This is a genomic window from Turicibacter sp. St.80E1 (genome assembly GCF_059728495.1).
In genome coordinates, this window is sequence record NZ_AP039386.1 from 1,142,907 (window position 1) to 1,162,136 (window position 19,230).

Here is a 19,230-nt window from a genome sequence, read left to right on the forward strand (position 1 = left end):
ATACTGTCCTTTTTTGGTAACCGAGCCGTTGAAATAAGTGGGAAAATGCGCCTATTTAACGCATATTTACCTGATGAATACACATATACTGTTAAAAAGAAAGGGGGATAGAGAGGATGAGACGAACTCGATTGGTTGAAAATCGGGAAGTCTTTTTGGCCTATGTGTTAGCAAGATATAATTTTTCAACAATTGAAGGGTTATATCATCGATTTCCACTTGTTTGGCAACGCCGGGATAAGTATAAGTATTATCGTCATGTGTGTTTGGAAAGGCCATTGTTAAAGGAAGAATATAAAGTGAAGTTTGCCTATTGCTTGTTTGAAGCAGCAAACGACGATCAGACTATTTTCAATGCGTTATTTGATGAATTATATAAACAAAATCCGCGTTTTTATAAAGAGATAAAAAACAAGCTTGGAAAGCATCCTGTGCTAAAGGAAGTAGAGCTTAAAAAATTTATCTATCAAGAAAAACCTGATGAACAGGAGTTTTTAATTTATTTGTCTGTGCTTGATTTTTTTCTAGAAAAACAGGGGGTCAACTACGAGGTAAAAAACACGTTTAATACATTAAAAAAGAGTGTATTAGAAAAGGAACAAATCTTTTTTGAGTTCGAGGAAGAAAGTTATTTTTACTTGAAAAATCAATTGGTCAAATCCAACTCGCTCTTCTCAAAGCGAATTAAAAGCTTTTGTCGCGGATACTCTGACTATTTAGGGAAAAATGTGGTTGATTTTTTGAATGCCAAACTGGAGTCGTTTTTCCAATCAGCTGAATCTCATAAAGTGATTCAATGGTTAAAAGATTTAGGGTTATGGACACAGAAGATGGATTATCGCTTAACACAAGCAGACGTTTATCAGTTGGTGGCATTGCTACTTTGCACGGATGAAGATGAGGAGTATGGAACGGATGAGGAGCAGACGGTACGGTTAGGTGAATTTGTATTACCGATGCCTATTTTCGTCGCTTTTGAACAATCGTTATATGAATTATTACCGTACTTTGTCCTAAGTAATATTATGCAAAAAAATCGGGAGTTTTTTTTACAGTCCTGCCATACGAAGGATCCATCTATTTCTAAACAATTAGAAAAAGAGGTGAACCGCCTTAAACACGAATTAACACGGGTAAAAGAGATGAATACCGATTTAAAATCTTTATTAGGTAAGCAAAAAGACGCTTTGGAAAAAGCTAATAAAACAAAAATGAAGGAATTAGAATCGACGCTCATAACAACCTTAAAAGAAAAGGAGCGTCTGGAACAGGAGTTAATCAGTTTACAGGGAGAATATGCAACACTCAAGCTATCCATAAAGGAAGGGTCTCCATCGGTGAATCACATGACGGAGATTGTTGTGGATGAGGCGCTCGACATTGAGAAAATAAATTGCCCTGAGGTGATGATTGTCGGGGGCGCAACTCCAACGGTTCAAAAATTAAAAAAGATTCTTCCAAATTGTAAGTATTTTGAGGTTGATAAACGATATAATGATCAATATTTTAATGGCGTAAAATTAGCCATTTTGTTAACAAATATTTTAAATCATGGAATGACGCGAAAGCTAGATAAACATTGTCCTCAGATCAAGAAAAAATCGTTGAGTATGACAAATGTTGATCTTATTGTCAAAGAGATTGCGAAACAATTAGAAGATATTTAATAACCTAAGAATAAAACAAAGCCTCTTAGCTATGAAACTAAGGGGCTTTGTTTTATAAATGAAAGCGACATTTCTCATTGAAAAATGCGGTCGTTCCATGAAGGGTTAGGTGTTTTTTTTTTGAAAGAGTTTAATTCTCATGAGTCTGGATAACTCTTGTAGGGGAGAAGGAGAAAGGGTCGCTAAATTCAGTTTGTTATTGATAATGTTTGTTTATGAAAGGGTTCTAGTATTGATGCTTATTTGGAGGTAAAATGTGATACTTTTTGGCGAACTTTCATATAATGTCATATATTGAAGGTTAGGAGGGGAGTGCAAAAAATGGAAACGAAAAATTTGGAAGCTGCCTTGGAAGTCATCCCATTTTTAGAACTACCTGAGGGAATTAGAATCCTTGAGGTGACTCATTCCTCGCCCTTATTCACTCCGGTGTTAGGATGTGTAAATCTTTTAGATAATAAAAAGATTGATTTATGTGTTGTAAATAGTGGGGAGATGACATCCAATGTTTTAGGCTATTATGAAAAGATTTTTTTTCACTCGTTAGGGGGGATGCATGAAACGCACTGGAATCAAGCGTATGATGTGGTCCTTATTCCCGATGCGCTAAATACGCTTAGTAAACAGGAGGGGGATGCATTATTACATTGGCTTATTCAACGTGGAGTTTCTTTAATTTATGCCCTAGTTAAAGACGATAATTTGGATCAAACGTGGACAATACCGGATTTTAAATCTTTTGATATTTCATTCTATCGATTACCTAAACTCAATCAGAAATTAATTAAAATTTATCCCGCTACTTCTAAAGCGGTGAAACCCTTACAACCCATGATGAAATCAAGGAATCCATTAACGATCCTTTATGTTATTACTCACCGATCGTTAACCGGAGGACTTAAAATTTTATACGAACAAATGAAGTTTTTACAAAAACTAGGATACCGGATTAAACTGATGATCCGTGGAGATTATGATCGTATTGTACCAACATGGGTTGAGGATTTCGTTCCGGATGAGGAGATTATTCGTCGTCCTTACGAACCTTACTTAACTGATGATTTAGAAGCCGATATTATTTTTGCGACTTTTACCGGAGAGTTTGAAGAATTGGTCAGTGACCGCATCCCTGTATTTTATTGGGAGCAAGGGCATGAGGCGTTATATGGTGATGTTCAATCATTGCAATCTGAGGTGATCTTAAGAAATAGATTAAAAAAACAATTTTCACACGACATTTACTATGCGACGAATTCGTTATACGTGCATGATATTGTTCAAACTCGGTTTGGAAAAAATTCATATATCTTTCCTATCTATATCGATACGTCTTTCTATTATCCGGAAGTTAAAAAGGAAAAGGAAAAGTTAACTATCTTATTAGTAGGAAATCCGGTGCTAAAATTTAAAGGATTTGTCAAAGCCTTAACCGTATTAGTTAATGTTTGGAATCGCGGATTACGTTTTAAAGTAGTGTGGGCATGTCAAGTCAAACCAGAAGTTAGTCCGGTTCCTTTTGAGATTGATTATCAGGTAAATGTTTCTCAACTAGAATTGGCAAAAGTGTATCGAGAGGCGGATATTTTACTTAGTTGCTCTGATTATGAAGGAGCTGCTATGCCGCCACTAGAAGCGATGGCTTCAGGTGTATGTGTGGTGGCAACCAATTGTGGAGGGATTATGCAATACGCCCAACATGAAAAAAATGCCCTTATTTCACAAACGCATCAAGTCTCTGAATTGGCCGATGGGTTAACACGGTTACTTACGGATCCGGCGTTAAGAGAGAGACTCATTCAAAATGGATTAAAGACAGCGCAGTCTTTAAGTTTTGAGCGTGGGATCACCCAACTTGAAAATATTCTTCAAACAATTGTGGATGATTTTCAATGGAAGAAGCAAGTGAATTATTCTCCATATAAAGTGAGTGTTATTATTCCGGCTTATCAAGTAGAGAAATATATCTTAAGATCAGTGTTATCGGTTTTACGGCAAACATTCAAGGACGTAGAGATAATTATCGTTGATGATGGGTCGACTGATTTAACGGCTAAACTAAGTGATGATATTGCGAAGGCCTATCAAAATATCCAAGTTATTCATCAAAGTAATTTAGGATCGGCGAAAGCGCGTGAAGTCGGGGTTCAGATGGCGAAGGGGGAATATCTTTTATTTCTTGATGCAGATGATTGGCTCGATAAGGAGGCCTTAGAGAAATTGTATACGCAAGCGACGCTCGAAGAAGCGGATATTGTCCTTTTTCAAGCGGTACTTGTTATCGGAAATAAGGGGTATGAACTGAATATTTTTAGTGGATGTCCCGAAGAGATTGCAGCTACACCAGTCCTTCATTTCCTACAGGATAAAATTAAACCTTCGATGTGTGCAAAATTTATTAAACGAAGTTTTTTGAATGAACATCAGATTCATTTTCCCGACATATCGTATGCAGAAGATGTTGTTGTAACAAGTCGTTTACTACGCTATCATCCTAAGCTTAGCTTTTGTGATCAACGATTTTATTATTATGATCAACGAGAAGGGAGTCTAGTGCATTCGGTGAACGAAACACGTTTAGAGATATTCAAGGCCTTAGAAGAAGTGGCTAATGTTTTAAGAGGTTGTCAATTATATGATCGCTATGAAAAAGAATATATTAACTTTGCGTTCCAACACTTATCACCCGTAAAAAAAGTATGTCTAGAAAATCAGGAATTAAAGGCGGCATTTGATTCGCAGTATCAGCATTGGTATGAGAAATATTTGAATGGAAAGTTTATTATTGAGCAGAGGGAGGGAATAGATAGTGATTAAGGTGAGTGTTATTATCCCGGCTTATCAGGTAGAGGATTATCTGATTAGAAGTGTTTCATCAGTCTTAAAACAGACACTTCAGGAGATTGAAATTATTCTTGTTAATGATGGTTCGACCGATAAAACCGCTAATTTATGTGATGAGTTAGCACAAATGTATCCATCGATTAAAGTGATTCACCAAGAAAATCAAGGATCGTCTAAAGCACGTGAAGTCGGTCTTGCCCAATCTACGGGCGAGTATATTTTATTTTTAGACGCAGATGATTGGTTGGCTCCTAAAGCCTGTGAAACCCTTTATCAAAAGGCAGTAGAAACTGAGGCAGATATGGTCATTTATCAGGCCTTTTTAAAAGAGGGGGGACGCGATCATCCCCTACGAATATTTTTTACTTCTGAGGATGAGATGAACCGAGATCCAATTTTCTGTTTTCTAAACGCGCAACTTGCTCCTGCTGTTTGGGCAAAATTTATGAAACATACTTATTTAAAGGAAACGGGATTGAATTTTCCCTCACTCTCTTATTCGGAGGATGTCATCATCACGTTGCGTTTACTATTAGCTAGACCAAAAATCACGTTGTTAGAGGAACCTCTCTATTATTATTATCAACGTCCAAATAGCCTTGTCCATGTGATAAATGAGCATTGTCTTGAAATTTTTGAATCGTTAGCTTTAGTGAGATTGGATTTAAAAGCGAAGGGACTCTATGATCAATACCGTACACAATACCTTCATTTTTCAGAACTCCATCTGTCTCCTGTCCGTCAAAAGGTTAAACGCAACCCGCGATTAAAAGAAACGTTTAATCAATTATATGAAAATTGGAAGAGAGAGAATGGGGAGGCGTGAAGATGAATCAAACGTGTATTTTAGTATTAAGTTGTGATTGCTATGATGATTTATGGGATATCTTTTATCACTGTTTCAAAAAATATTGGCCCAACTGCACATTTCCAATTTATTTAGCGACGGAAACAAAAAGCTATGATAAAATACCAACACTTTGTGTAAATGAGCCTGTTTGGACAACGCGTATTAAGAAAACGCTCGAATTACTTGATACCAAGTATGTAATTATTTTATTAGATGACTTTTTTATTCGGAGTCAGGTGAATGAGGAACGCATTCAGTATTGCATCGATCATTTTGGAGAAAATACAGTGATGTTTAACTTTGAGTTAGAGTATAGTCCGAATATTAAAACCGATTTAACTGGATTTAATTTACGGCCACCAATGGCTCCATACTTACATAGTTGCCAACCGGGAATTTGGAAGCGAACAGAGCTCATTAATGAATTAAAAATTCCTCAAAATCCGTGGCAATGGGAGTTGATGCGTTTTTCGACAACAAAAAAATACTACATTAATGCAACGAGAAATCCGATTATAGATATTGGAAATTACCATCAAAATAAATTTAGCATTGTTCGTGGAAAGTGGGCGCGTGAGGTGATTCCTTTCCTTGAAAAGGAAGGGATCAACGTTGATTATTCTAAACGTGGTTTTTTTGAGGAATAGAAAAGAAAAGGTTGATCGAATGAGGGATGTGAGATCGATGTTTAAAGATAAAGTATTATTGATTACGGGAGGAACGGGGTCATTTGGAAATACGGTAGTTAAGGCGTTTCTTCATCAAGGATTAAAGGAAATTCGTATTTTTTCTCGCGATGAGAAAAAACAAGATGATATGCGGAAGAAGTATCACAATCCCAAATTGAAATTTTATTTAGGGGATGTTCGTGATTCAGATCGTGTCAAAGAGGTGATGCGTGGAGTTGACTATGTGTTCCATGCGGCTGCCCTAAAACAAGTACCATCCTGTGAGTTTTATCCCATTGAGGCAGTAAAAACGAATATTTTAGGAACCGAAAATGTATTAAATGCAGCAATTAGCTGTGGGGTCAAAAAAGTAATTTGTCTTTCAACTGATAAAGCTGTTTACCCTATCAATGCGATGGGGATGTCCAAATCGCTTATGGAAAAGACGTTTATTGCCAAGGCCCGATTGCTTGAAGCGGGACAGACCGTGATTTGTGGAACTAGATATGGGAACGTTATGGCTTCCCGTGGATCTGTAATTCCATTGTTTGTTGATCAAATTAAAGAGGGGCATCCTGTGACAGTGACGGACCCGCATATGACACGTTTTTTGATGAGTCTTGATGAGGCGGTTAAGCTTGTCATGTTTGCGTTTGAAAATGGGGAGCAAGGAGATATTTTTGTTCAAAAGTCCCCTGCGTGTACGGTCGAATGTTTAGCTAAGGCTATATGTGAGATTTTTGGTGTTGATCCTCTCATTGACATAATAGGAACGCGACACGGAGAAAAGTTATACGAGACCTTAGTTTCGTCGGAGGATATGCTTGTTGCCGTGGATTATGACTCCTATTATAAAATTCCATGCGATAAAAGGGATTTGAACTATCATACGTCGGTTAATACGGCCAAATCGCTTGTGGAACAGCAAGCCTATACGTCGCATAATACGTATCGGTTAACTATAGAAGAGGTAAAGGAAAAATTGTTAAATCTTCCTTATATTCAGGAGGCATTAAAAACTAATCGAGGGGATGATTTTAAATGAACGTACTTGTAACGGGGGCGAACGGATTTATTGGAAAAAATCTTGTGGCAACTCTTAAATCTTATCAACAATATAACATCCTTGAGATTGATAAGGGGGGGACCCCTTCTGAATTAGATCAAGCGGTACTTCAGGCAGATTTTATCTTTCATTTGGCGGGGGTCAATCGCCCATTAAATGAGAGTGAGTTTTTTGAAGGAAATGAGGAATTAACGAAACGAATAACGAATGTTTTAATGGCACATGAGAAAAATACTCCCATTTTGTTTACTTCATCCATTAAGGCTGGTGGTAAAACTGCCTATGGAAAAAGTAAGTTATCCGCGGAAGTGGCGTTACAACGCTATGCTGAGAGGAATTTAGCGAAAGTATATATTTATCGGTTACCTAATGTTTTTGGAAAATGGGCACAGCCCCACTATAATTCGGCTGTCGCCACCTTTTGTTATCAAATAGCAAGGGATGAGCCTATCTGGATTAAAGATCCAAATCTCCTATTAAATTTAGTGTATATTGATGATGTCTTACACCAGTTTCTAGAAATCTTGCATGAGGATTGTCGTAAAAAGAGTGGCCTGTTGACTGTCACACCAGTTTATTCTTTGACACTAGGGGAATTAGCAAACATCTTAACGGGGTTTAAAACTAGTCGTCAAACAAAAGAGGTGATTCAAACAGATAACTTATTGGTAAAAAAGTTATATAGCACCTACCTTAGTTACTTACCTGAAAATGAATTGAGTTATCCCTTAATTATGCATAAGGATACACGTGGGTCGTTCACTGAATTTATTAAAACATCTAATCGAGGGCAATTTTCGATTAACTGTTGTAAACCGGGTGTCACTAAAGGGAACCACTGGCATCAGACCAAAATTGAAAAATTTCTGGTCGTGAGTGGGTATGGATGTGTGCGATTACGTTCCATTTTTAGTCATGAAATTTTGGAGTATGAAGTCAATGGAGAGGACCTAAAGGTGATTGATATCCCTGCAGGATATACTCATCACATCGAAAATACTGGGGAAACGGATTTAATTGTTATTATTTGGTGTAACGAGTCTTATGATGAAACTCACCCAGATACCTATCCCTTGGAGGTTTAAAGCGACAAAGGGTTTAGAATTGTTCATTTTTATGAAGACTTCGGCAAGTAAGATTAATAATTTCCGTGTTGATAGTTGCTTTCCCCCATTTTATAAGGAAAGTGAATTTGATTTTTGCTCATTCATCCTTGGTGAGGTTATAAATAAGAAATGTTGTTACATACTAACAGTGTGTTTTCAAGTGGAAAATACACTGTTTTTTCATGCTCATTGAAAGGAGCGATAAGATGCAAAGTTATCTAGAGAAATTATTTCTTGTAGAAGGAATTGCCTTCGCGATTATTGGCGTCTTCTTTTTTATTTTCCCGCTTCAAAGTATTATTAGTCTGAGTGCGTTAATCGCGTTAATGTTTATGGTTATCGGTGTGATGACGATTGTACGAAGTAAGGGTCGTGAAGGACGTTTCTTTTATATTTTTAATGGATTAATTAATATTTTATTCGGATTAACGCTATGGCTTTATCCAATTTCAACGCTCGATGTCCTGGTGTTAGTTTATGGGATTTGGGTGTTAGTCCGAGGAATCTATTTAACGTTTTTATCGATTCGTAACGGTTACTTTGGACTCAATATTTATACGGCGGCCAATGTTATTTTTGTTATTTTTGGGGCGTTGGTCGTATTCCAACCATTTAAGGCGTTGATTTCTGCCCCATATTTTATTGGAACGGCACTTATCATTACAGCTTTAGGTGAAATTTATTTAGGAATTAAACTAAAAAATACATACCGTTAAAAAAGGGAACCCAATTTGGTTCCTTTTTTTGATCTCATTCTTTTATATTCGTCAAAATTATGCTATGATGAGAATATTTCAAGTAGAGATGGTGATGATGGTGGAATTAATATTAAGTCGAAATCGGGCGGTTGGGCCAGAGAAAAAAGTTCACTTTATTCGACATTTTTTGAATTTAAAAGCAAGCAATAGTCGGTATACGGCGATCTCGTATGAACGGGATATTTTAGATTTCTTTCAAGTCGAGACAATAGAACAGATTACACTTGAGCAAATTATTGCGGTTAATATGTTTGATGTGGAGCACTACTTGTTAGATTTGAGGGGAAAAGGATGTGCAACAGCGACAATTAATCGAAAGGTGTCTTCGTTAAGTTCACTTTATAAGTGGTTGTTAAAATATCAGGATAACAAGACGGGAACAACGTTGCTTCGGTTTAATCCATTTGGTAATTTAAAAGAAGAAAAGCCTAAAGTGACATCGAAAGAGACCGAGTTCTTAACGGAACAAGAGTGCACGCAGTTGTTGGCGATTTTTGATACAACCAAATTGGTCGAGTTAAGAAACAAGGCCATTATCTATTTAGCCCTGACGACCGCCCTACGTAAATCGGAATTGATTCATATTCGATTGAAGGACCTTGCTACTTATGGGGAATACGAGGTCATTCATGTTGTACGAAAAGGAAATAAGCGGGACATGGTGAAGGTGCAGGCACCGGTGAAGGCGTTGATTGATGAGTATGTGGCACGAACAGGGCGTGATTATGACAAGGATGCATCCAGTTATTTGTTTGTGGGGCATTCACGAAATAAACGTAACAATGAAAAATTAGATCCGAGTTCGCTCAATTATATGATGAAGACGGCGTGTCAACGGGCGGGGATTTCAAAGCATTTGAAGGTGCATTCGACACGGCATACGGCGATTACTCTCGCGATTCGTGGAGGGGCAAGTATTGAGAAGGTGCGTGATTTTGCGGCCCATCAAAACATTGCGACAACGAATCGATACGTTCACTCCGTGGATAAGTTGAAAGAAAATGCGGGAGATTTAATTCAGTTTTAATGGTGAACTGAATGGTATGGCTGGTATGGATCCAGGAGTGATTGGAGACATGCGAGCCATTTTTAAATGGAAAAATTCACTGTGCCCCCATGAATCGAACAGTTATATTTAGTTAGGGGGACTCCCCTTTAAAGGTTATTCATAACTTTTGTTTTAGCTTAATCATGTGTACGAATTGCTTGGGGCCTACGGCGGGTGAAGTCCTTTTTTTGCCTAGGGAGGGAAGCTCATTTTCTATAAAATGTTAAACAAGAGGGATCACACCTCAGATGGCGGGAGCGTATAAATAAGATAGAAGACTCAATGAAAGGGAGAGAAACTATGGCAACATTTACTTTGGATAATTGGGATTATGATGACACAAGCCCAGATAAATATATACTGAATGGATGGACGGGAAGTACCACGGAAAAGGAAATCTATATTCCAGGGGGGGTATAACGGACGACAGATCAGTTTAAAAGACCTTAAAATTTTCCCATCTTCGATGACCCACCTACAACTAGAGGAAGTGAATGGTAAAAAAGTACAATTAGAGACAGTGGATTTATTGGACTCTTTTAAAGAAAATCGAACGGTTATTAATTTAGATTTAAGCGGTTTAGATACGAGTCGAGTAACGAATATGAGTGCAATGTTTTCCTGGTGTTCTTATCTAAAGAGCCTAAACGTAAATGGCTGGAATACAGAGAATGTGCAAAGTATGTTTGAGATTTTTAATTATTGCAGCAGCTTATCAAATTTGGATGTAAGTGGGTTTCAAACGGAAAATGTGACCAAAATGGGTTCGATGTTTTCAAGATGTATCCAATTAAAAATTATTGATTTCAGTCAGTGTCATTGGGTAAGCGTTCCAAACAACGTATTTAACTTTTCATCAACTGCCCCCCTTATTGTAATATCTCCGTCTCAAGGGATTAAAGGCTACAATTTTTCATCCATTCGTCCCTTATCTTGGGCAACATTTAAGGCGAACGATGGAGTTTTTTCGGATGGATCAAAGGAAAAATCAATGCAAGTTAATCAGTACGTCTATGAGAGTCGTGAGGCATTAGAGACTGTAGGCTCCTCGCAAAATCCGGCTTGTCCTACGCGGTGTTTCCTAGAATGGAGGTCAGATGTTTCGTTATCTGATCTTCCACTAGAGGAGTTGGTAGGGCAAAGCTACCATGCTGTGTGGTGGCCGTATAGTTCAAGGGGGCGGACCCAACATCACAGGTAAAAGTGAAGAATAATTCATTTCTAACATCAAGGAGGATTTCTTTTAATATGAAGAAGTCCTTTTTATTTAGGCTAAGGGTGGCACGCTCAAGATGGGGTGAGCGTATAAATGAGATAGAAGACTCAATGTAAAGGAGAGAAACTATGGCAACATTTACTTTGGATGATTGGGATTATGATGACACAAGCCCAGATAAATATATACTGAATGGATGGACGGGAAGTACCACGGAAACGGAAATCTATATTCCAGGGGAGTATAACGGACGTCAAATTAGTTTAAAAGACCTTAAAATTTTCCCATCTTCGATGACCCACTTAGAACTAGAGGAAGTGAATGGGAAAAAAGTACAATTAGAAACCACCAACTTATCGGAATCTTTTCGTTATAGAAGTAAGATTATTCATATTGATCTAAGCGGATTGGATACGGGAAACGTCACGAATATGAGTTGTATGTTTAATGAATGTAGTGGGTTAACAAGTGTGGATGTGAGTAGGTTTGATATGACAAATGTTACGGATATGAGTTACATGTTTAGTGATTGCGGGGGGGGGGGGGGGAGGGGGGGTAACGGACCTAAGTTTGAGAGGATTTCAAATGGGAAATGTCCTGAATATGAGTGGGATGTTTTCGGGTTGTAGCGGGTTCACAGGTTTAGATGTGAGTGGGTTTGATACGAAAAGTGTCACGAATATGAATTCCATGTTTGAGGGATGTAGTGAGTTAACGAGTTTAGATTTAGGTAGATTTAATCTGGAAAACGTTCAGTTTAAATGGGATACGTTTAAAGGATGTACTCAATTAAAAATTATTGATTTAGGGCAATGTCAGTGGACAACTGCGGATAATTTATTTGGATTTCAATCTAATATTCCGCTTATTATAATCTCCCCGTCTACCGGTATTTAAAACTATGATTTTTCAAACATTCGCCCACGATCAGGTTTAAAATATAAGGCAGGTCAGGGAAGTTTTCTCGGAGGATTAAAAGAAAAAACGGAATATCCAGGTCAATATGTCTATGAGAGTCGGGAAGCATTGGCAAGAGCAATCCCGGATATAAATTTGTCTGAAAGACCAAACTATGCAACATATTTCTTCCTACGGTGGGACGCTAAACCCTTATCAGCGTCTAATTCTTTGGAGGAATTGTGGAACCGAGCGAATGGTAGCTATACGGCAGTTTGGTGGCCCGCCGATGTGAAACTTCGTTCACGTTTTTTCCGCTGACCAAGTTAAGGGTCGTTTGTATTTAATGCCAAGGAGGATTTCTTTTAACATGAAGAAATCCTTTTTATTTAGGCCAAGGCTTGCACGAGAAGGGGAGGTTGACCATATAAATACGATAGAAGATTCAAGAAAAAGGAGAGATATGATGGCAACATTTAATTTGGATAATTGGGATTATGATGACACAATCCCGGATAAATATATCTTAAATGGGTGGAAGGGAAGTAGCACGGAAACGGAAATCTATATTCCAGGTGAATATAGTGGGCGCCAAGTTAGCGTCAAAGATCTTAAAATTTTTCCAAGCTCTATGACACACCTACAACTGGAGGAAGTGAGTGGGAAAAAAGTACAATTAGAAACCACTGACCTATTAGAATCTTTTAAAAATAACCAGACGGTCCTTAACCTGAATTTAACTGGACTAGATACGAGTCAGGTCACGAATATGTCTCAAATGTTTTTCGACTGTCAAGAAATGACGGATTTAAGCTTAAGTGGTTTAGATACAAGTCAAGTTACTGATATGAGTGCGATGTTTTATAACTGCAGGGGATTAACAAGTTTAGATGTGAGTGGATTTAATACGGGGAAAGTAACGGATATGTCTAACATGTTTAATAGCAGTAGCATAAGGAACCTAGATGTAAGTCAATTTGATACGAGTCAGGTCACGAACATGAATTCCATGTTTTATGAGTGTGCTTTGGAATCCTTGGATGTAAGTCAATTTGATACGAGTCAGGTCACGAACATGAATTCCATGTTTTATGAGTGTGCGGGTTTAACAAGTTTGGACCTGACGAATTTTCAAACCGGGAATGTGACCGATATGAATTCCATGTTTTATGGGTGTTCGGGTTTAACAAGTTTGGACCTGACGAATTTTCAAACCGGGAATGTGACCGATATGAATTCCATGTTTTATGAGTGTGCGGGTTTAACAAGTTTGGACCTGACGAATTTTCAAACCGGGAATGTGACCGATATGAATTCCATGTTTTATGGGTGTTCGGGTTTAACAAGTTTGGACCTGACGAATTTTCAAACCGGGAATGTGACCGATATGAATTCCATGTTTTATGAGTGTGCGGGTTTAACAAGTTTGGACCTGACGAATTTTCAGACCAAGAATGTGACCGATATGAATTCCATGTTTGCCTATTGCGGTAACTTAACGAGTTTAGATTTGAGTCGATTTGACACAAGTCGGGTCACGGATATGACGGGGATGTTTTTAGACTGCTCTGGCTTAACGAGTTTAGATGTGAGCCAATTTGACACAGGTCAGGTCACGGATATGACGGGGATGTTCGATTACTGTAATAGCCTAACGAGTTTAAATGTGAGTCAATTCGATACAAGAAATGTCAAAGGTATGAATGGGATGTTTTCCGACTGTTCGAGTTTAACGGATTTAGATGTGAGCCATTTTGATACAGGGAATGCGACGAATATAGGTCAAATGTTTCAGAGGTGTAGTCGTCTGACTGCTTTAGACGTTAGCCATTTTGATACAGGGAAAGTGACGGATATGAGCTCTACGTTTCAGGGGTGTAGTCGTCTGACTGCTTTAGATGTGAGCCATTTTGATACAGGAAAAGTGACGGATATGAGTTCTATGTTTGCCCAATGTTCCGGGTTAACCGATTTGGACTTGAGTCATTTTCAACCCGAGAATATCACAAATATGAGTCAAATGTTTAGTGGGTGTAGTGGCGTAACAATCCTGGACTTAAGTGGATTCAAAACGGCTGTGGACCCAAGTGTGGATGAGATGTTTAGTGGGTGTACAGCGGTAAAAATTATTGATTTTGGTCAATATAAGGCAAATACGATTCCAGATACTATGTTTTCAAACTTCACATCGGATGTTCCATTTATCATAATCGCCCCTTCTCAAGGGATTCAAAATTACGATTTTTCAACGGTTCGTCCATTATCGATGATGGAACTAACGACGATTAAGGGGAGTTTTCCAAATCAATCGAAGGATGAAACAGCACGTCTTAATCATTATGTTTATGAAAGTCGGGAGGCATTGGCGGATGGCATTAGCAATGCACAGGACGAGCATCGCCCCTTCTATCCAACATATTATTTGTTGCGATGGGATCCTAACGGGTTAAGCTCAGATTATCCAGTGGAAGAACTATGGAACCGAGCGAATGGTAGCTATACGGCAGTTTGGTGGCCCGCCGATGTGAAACTTCGTTCACGTTTTTTCCGCTGATGATCTGGTATTCAAAAATATAGACCTCCCTTTTGTTTTATTTTCTTAAGTATATTACTATTAATGTGCAAAACTACTTCCAATTAATTTCCAGCTATAAAATACCAGTAAAAAAAGAAAAAACATTAACTTAAATCCCTGTATAATTAAGTCTCCTACAACCAATTAACGAGGGGGAATTAAGTTAATGTTCATGGATAGTATTATATCAGATTCAAATTCAATTTTCAAATTTTTAAAACAACTTGATTTAGATTTATTCTTATCTAAACCTCAGTTTAATCATGTTAACCAGTTTCTAAACTTGATGATTCAGGAAAATTATCAGGGGAAAATCTCTGCCGTTAAACACTGTCATCGGACAAGTTTTGGACGATTTTTAACGGATAGTCCTTGGGATGAGGAGGCGATCAGTCACCAGATTCAAACCTATGTTTTATCCTGTATCTATCAGCGTTCTTATCAAACTCAACAACCTATTTACGTGATGGTTGATGATACGACTTGTGTTAAAACTAAACCTTCGTCACGGGCAACACATCCTATTCAAGGATGTAGCTGGCACTTTTCTCATCTTCATCATCAACACGTTTATGGTCATCAATTTGTCGCCTTGATGCTTCAATGTGAGGATTTAATTCTTCCTTATCAAATCATTCCCTATGAAAAAGAGAAACAGAGTAAAATCGAACTCGTTCGAAGAGCTCTGATGGAATTACCCAAACCTCCCTATAAAGGCTATGTCTTAGCGGATAGTTGGTATACGTGTGAAGCTCTCCTTCAAACGGCTAAGCAAGTCGGGTTTCATTATTTAGGAGCGATTAAAACGAATCGAATCATTCTTCCTAAAGGTTACCGTCCCAACGGAATTCAACTGAAACAATTTGCGAAAACATTATCCCTTCATGATCTCGACTTAGTGACCGTCGGATCTGAGCGTTATTATACGTATCTATATAAGGGACGAATAAGAGGGGGACATGTCGTCCAAATCATTTTAAGTTGGCCCCAAACGGCTCCTTTGGAAGAAAAAGCTTTACGTTGTTTTATGAGTCATGATTTGAAAATGTCTGCCAAACAACTACTTAAACACTATACTAAACGTTGGCCTATTGAAATTTTCTTCCGAGAAGTGAAGCAAAATTTCGGAATGGGGAACTATCAAATTCGAACTTTACAAGGGATTAAACGATTGATGTTAATGATTCAATTCGTTTACCTTTATTTAAAACGAATAACGTTAAATAATCGTTGTTTGGGTGACAGTTTACGCCAGTGTCAACGAAAGCAAAAACAAGAATTAGTGAAATTAATTTATCATAAAGCTCAAAAAGGTGTGGAATTAAAAACCATTTTTGAAGAGTTGAAAATTGCATAGGGTAAGTGTATTTTCATTCCTTGGAAAATTTTTCTTAAAAATTGCACATTAATAGTATATTATTTTTTTCCAGGGGGCTGAATAAGTTAAAGAGAAAGCTAATTTGTTTTTTCGGGGGGAAGTAAGATGACGCCTGCTAAGGAACTGCTAGGGAGAGCCATTGAAGAAATTAAGGAAAATTATTTAGATTATCAATTTATAACTCATCGCGATGTGACATGGGTGTTGCAAAAAACAATGAGAGAACTCATTAAGAAAGAGGGTTACCCCCTTGAGGTTTATCATAACTATCCACTTGGGCGTGAGCGTCAGAGCCTTAAGGACTATGAATTGGTCATCGTTGCCCAAGGGATTAATTATCGCCATGTGTTGTCTAAAGAAGCATCAGTTGAGCTCGTGGTCCGACTCCTCTTTGAACCATCACGTCATCGTGAGGACATTTGTGAGTACGCCTTACCCTATGTGTTATCGCCTATGCTTGTAGATGAAAGAAAGGAACTCCAATCATTAAAAGAAAATCGATTGACGAGGGAGACGCAGCTCCTTTTGATTGACGAAGGTTCCCGTCATGATTCGGCGTTTTTTGAACCAGGAACCATACGTAAGTGGGGAGACTACGGAGATCATGGATTAGATGTGTCAGTTATTGAACTCGACTGATACGCCTCTTAATTGAGGGGGAGGATCTAAAATATGTCCGGCCGCTCAATAAAAGGAGGACATCTGGCCTTAAAAGACAAGACACGGGTTTTAGACGGTTATCCGAAGGTTAATTATTCGGACGAATCACTAGAAATGGAGACTAAAAAATAGCGAAAGACTACGAGGCCTTCCCCTTTCTGGGAGGGCTCATTTTTTTAGATGCCGTTTCCGATACATCGTGATATGGGAAACGTATGGAATCGATGCACGCCTTGATTTCATATTATAGACCGGGATATGTTATAAGGGCCAATCTTGGGGCAGCTAAAACACCCCGGCTTACGAAAGGATAGGGCCCATTTTTTTGAATGATGAACAAATCGTTAGTTTAGGGGGAGGACATCTTATAAAATTTTTTAGTGTTTATCGCACGTTTGTGTCCTCTCAGAGATTGTCATTAATTTAGATTTAACAAGCTACCTGTTAACACAAAATCTCACTCTCGTTCGACTTTCAGTCATGACCATTTGATGGGGAGTAAATTTCTCTATAAGTCAACGGTACGGTTTAGTGATGGAACAACCCGCGCAAACCGTCTAAAAACAAGGTAAGGCGGTGGGAGAGTCATTCATGAGGTATAGTTTAAATTGAACTTAGAGAAGCTCCACTCTCAAAGAAGTGTAAGTGAATCTGTGCAACGGATATCAAGTTCTTACCTGTGTATAACGGCTCAACGCTATTCGAACCGTTTATCCTTGGTTTCCAACGTCGCACTTATCCCAATTCCCTTTTTTACACGAAAATCTCAAATCGGCGAAGTTTTTTTCTGTATAGGGATAAAAAAACCTCTATTTCTCTTATTCCAATATTTAACTCATCTCTTCACTTTTTTCTCGCTTATTTCATTCCCCGTTCCACCTTGTTTTTTTTTGGAAAATTAATCCTAATACCATTATATTCAATATAATTAAAGTTATATTGAATATAAAACTTATTGGATTGAGTGTATACTTTTTGTTTACATAAGTATACTTGTTGTATATTGATACAAAAACAAATGTTTACGTATGTAAACATTTGTGGCGCGGATAAGTGGAGGTGTAGAAAAAAGAATAAGAATGAGGTATAATAGAGAAAAAAGAAATAAAAAAAGGTGAGAAAATGGCGGATACAGTATTAAGTGTACGAATTGATGAGGAATTAAAACAGCGATTTATTGAATTAGCACAGGAAACGGGAGTTAATAATAAAGATTTAATGCAATTATTAGTGGCGCAATTTGAATTGAATCAAATGGGAGGAGAATCCCAACAATTTCAACAAGAAGTTGAAGAATTACAACAAATTACAAAACGCATGACGGATATTTATATTCATCTGATGGAGCGCCAAAAGATTCGGGAGTTAGCTCTTAAAAATAAGGAGAATCAACAATTAATTAAACAAGAAGAAGAAATTGAAAAGCTAAAAGAAAGTCTCGAACAATTAAGCGAAAAAGAAAAGGTTATTCAACAATTAAAAGACGAGGTAAAAGGGTTAAAGCAGACCGTGACGACGTATAAAGAAGAAGAAAGGAACTTCAAGGATTTAAACGATTTGTTGCGTCAAAAAAATACAGAATTAGAGCGAGAAGCGGCGCAAACCAAAGTGATTCTTGACTCAGCAAAGGCCACACGAGAAGAAGTTGCTAAACTAAAGGCAGAAGTAGCAGATCAAATGGAGGAGATTAAGCGGTTAACGACTCAATTAGAGTTAAAAAGAAACGAAATCAAAGCGCAAGAAGAAAGACAACAAGCCTTACTCGTAAAAGAACGAGAGGCATTAAATCAACACCTCGAAATTGTAAAAAAAGAGCAAGCATTAAACTATCAAGAACTAAATCTCCAATTAAAAGCAGACTATTTAAAAGAAATAGAACAACTAAAAAAAGAAGAAGAGGCCAAAAGAGCATTGTTACAAGCGGAGTATCAAAAAAAACTTGAAAAAATGAGAAATCTAACTGAAGAAGAATCGTGAGATGAAAAAAGGTGATTCCGTCCTTGAGAGAATCACCTTTTTTCATCTCACGATTGGAAGTATTCGGATGATAGTGCTGGATTAAATAGCTAGAAGGGAGACAGTGCTGATACGAAGATTTATATTGTAGGGAAGTCTGAGAGAAAATAAAATAATTTAAAAATATCTTGAAGACAAGTTTCCTAGCTCACCGATGGCTCTTAAATTTGAAACGGTTAATTACTAAAAAGTAATGTTAGAAACAACGGATTTAAGGAGCTCTCTTATTAGCAGAACACCATTAAACATCATTGATTTAAGTGGTCTAGATACAAGTACTGTACAAGATAGGAGTTATATGTTTAATGGTTGTAGTGAATTGCAGGAGTTCAATCTTGCATCATTTAATACGACAAGGATGAGCAAAATGGATGATATGTTTACGGGGGAGTAACCTTAAAAACATTGATTTAATGTTTCGAATGGTTCACCTATACATTTGGCTTGAAATATAATACGAAACTTCTAGTCTTACCCCCTTCGA

At 37.6% G+C, this 19,230-nt stretch carries 16 protein-coding genes; all 16 read left to right on the forward strand.

What is annotated here, in order from left to right; all coding sequences use genetic code 11:
* Nucleotides 1-116 precede the first annotated feature (116 nt).
* The 16 genes from AC6I0I_RS05570 (at nucleotide 117) to AC6I0I_RS05645 (ending at nucleotide 19,140) form a co-directional block, all read left to right on the forward strand.
* Nucleotides 117-1,667, forward strand: coding sequence for a hypothetical protein (locus AC6I0I_RS05570; RefSeq protein ID WP_161832484.1), 1,551 nt, complete (start codon nucleotides 117-119; stop codon nucleotides 1,665-1,667).
* 321 nt (nucleotides 1,668-1,988) lie between these two features.
* Nucleotides 1,989-4,481 (forward strand): glycosyltransferase, encoded by a 2,493-nt coding sequence (locus tag AC6I0I_RS05575; RefSeq protein ID WP_262953959.1) that lies wholly within the window; start codon nucleotides 1,989-1,991, stop codon nucleotides 4,479-4,481.
* The gene (locus AC6I0I_RS05580) at nucleotides 4,474-5,334 is read left to right on the forward strand and encodes a glycosyltransferase family 2 protein (protein ID WP_262953960.1); all 861 of its coding nucleotides are present in this window, start codon (nucleotides 4,474-4,476) and stop codon (nucleotides 5,332-5,334) included. The genes AC6I0I_RS05575 and AC6I0I_RS05580 overlap by 8 nt, the downstream gene beginning before the upstream one ends.
* Before the next feature lie 2 nt (nucleotides 5,335-5,336).
* The gene (locus AC6I0I_RS05585; protein ID WP_161832481.1) at nucleotides 5,337-6,005 is read left to right on the forward strand and encodes a hypothetical protein; all 669 of its coding nucleotides are present in this window, start codon (nucleotides 5,337-5,339) and stop codon (nucleotides 6,003-6,005) included.
* Between the two features lie 37 nt (nucleotides 6,006-6,042).
* Nucleotides 6,043-7,071 carry a polysaccharide biosynthesis protein gene (locus tag AC6I0I_RS05590; RefSeq protein ID WP_262950470.1) on the forward strand — a complete coding sequence of 343 codons (1,029 nt, stop codon included), beginning with the start codon at nucleotides 6,043-6,045 and terminating at the stop codon, nucleotides 7,069-7,071.
* Nucleotides 7,068-8,177 carry a polysaccharide biosynthesis C-terminal domain-containing protein gene (locus AC6I0I_RS05595; RefSeq protein ID WP_262950472.1) on the forward strand — a complete coding sequence of 370 codons (1,110 nt, stop codon included), beginning with the start codon at nucleotides 7,068-7,070 and terminating at the stop codon, nucleotides 8,175-8,177. The genes AC6I0I_RS05590 and AC6I0I_RS05595 overlap by 4 nt, the downstream gene beginning before the upstream one ends.
* A gap of 227 nt (nucleotides 8,178-8,404) precedes the next feature.
* Complete coding sequence (locus tag AC6I0I_RS05600) at nucleotides 8,405-8,914, forward strand: HdeD family acid-resistance protein (protein WP_161832478.1); 510 nt, start codon at nucleotides 8,405-8,407, stop codon at nucleotides 8,912-8,914.
* A 94-nt stretch (nucleotides 8,915-9,008) separates the two neighbouring features.
* Nucleotides 9,009-9,983, forward strand: coding sequence for a tyrosine-type recombinase/integrase (locus AC6I0I_RS05605; RefSeq protein WP_497993662.1), 975 nt, complete (start codon nucleotides 9,009-9,011; stop codon nucleotides 9,981-9,983).
* A 511-nt stretch (nucleotides 9,984-10,494) separates the two neighbouring features.
* On the forward strand, nucleotides 10,495-11,205 hold the full coding sequence (locus AC6I0I_RS05610) for a BspA family leucine-rich repeat surface protein (protein WP_161832476.1): 711 nt from the start codon (nucleotides 10,495-10,497) through the stop codon (nucleotides 11,203-11,205).
* A gap of 143 nt (nucleotides 11,206-11,348) precedes the next feature.
* Nucleotides 11,349-11,849 carry a BspA family leucine-rich repeat surface protein gene (locus AC6I0I_RS05615; protein WP_497993663.1) on the forward strand — a complete coding sequence of 167 codons (501 nt, stop codon included), beginning with the start codon at nucleotides 11,349-11,351 and terminating at the stop codon, nucleotides 11,847-11,849.
* The gene (locus tag AC6I0I_RS05620; protein WP_497993664.1) at nucleotides 11,806-12,117 is read left to right on the forward strand and encodes a BspA family leucine-rich repeat surface protein; all 312 of its coding nucleotides are present in this window, start codon (nucleotides 11,806-11,808) and stop codon (nucleotides 12,115-12,117) included. Before AC6I0I_RS05615 ends, AC6I0I_RS05620 begins: the two co-directional genes overlap by 44 nt.
* 370 nt (nucleotides 12,118-12,487) lie before the next feature.
* The gene (locus AC6I0I_RS05625) at nucleotides 12,488-14,671 is read left to right on the forward strand and encodes a BspA family leucine-rich repeat surface protein (RefSeq protein WP_338507415.1); all 2,184 of its coding nucleotides are present in this window, start codon (nucleotides 12,488-12,490) and stop codon (nucleotides 14,669-14,671) included.
* 187 nt (nucleotides 14,672-14,858) lie between these two features.
* A complete protein-coding gene (locus AC6I0I_RS05630) occupies nucleotides 14,859-16,049 on the forward strand; it encodes an IS701 family transposase (protein ID WP_161832744.1) in 1,191 nt (396 codons plus the stop codon).
* A gap of 126 nt (nucleotides 16,050-16,175) precedes the next feature.
* Nucleotides 16,176-16,709, forward strand: a complete 534-nt coding sequence (locus AC6I0I_RS05635; RefSeq protein ID WP_161832016.1) for a hypothetical protein — start codon at nucleotides 16,176-16,178, stop codon at nucleotides 16,707-16,709.
* A gap of 1,143 nt (nucleotides 16,710-17,852) precedes the next feature.
* Entirely contained in the window at nucleotides 17,853-18,707 is an 855-nt protein-coding gene (locus AC6I0I_RS05640; protein WP_161832017.1) for a coiled-coil domain-containing protein, read from the forward strand.
* 232 nt (nucleotides 18,708-18,939) lie between these two features.
* Entirely contained in the window at nucleotides 18,940-19,140 is a 201-nt protein-coding gene (locus AC6I0I_RS05645; RefSeq protein WP_411040329.1) for a BspA family leucine-rich repeat surface protein, read from the forward strand.
* The last annotated feature ends 90 nt before the right edge of the window (nucleotides 19,141-19,230 follow it).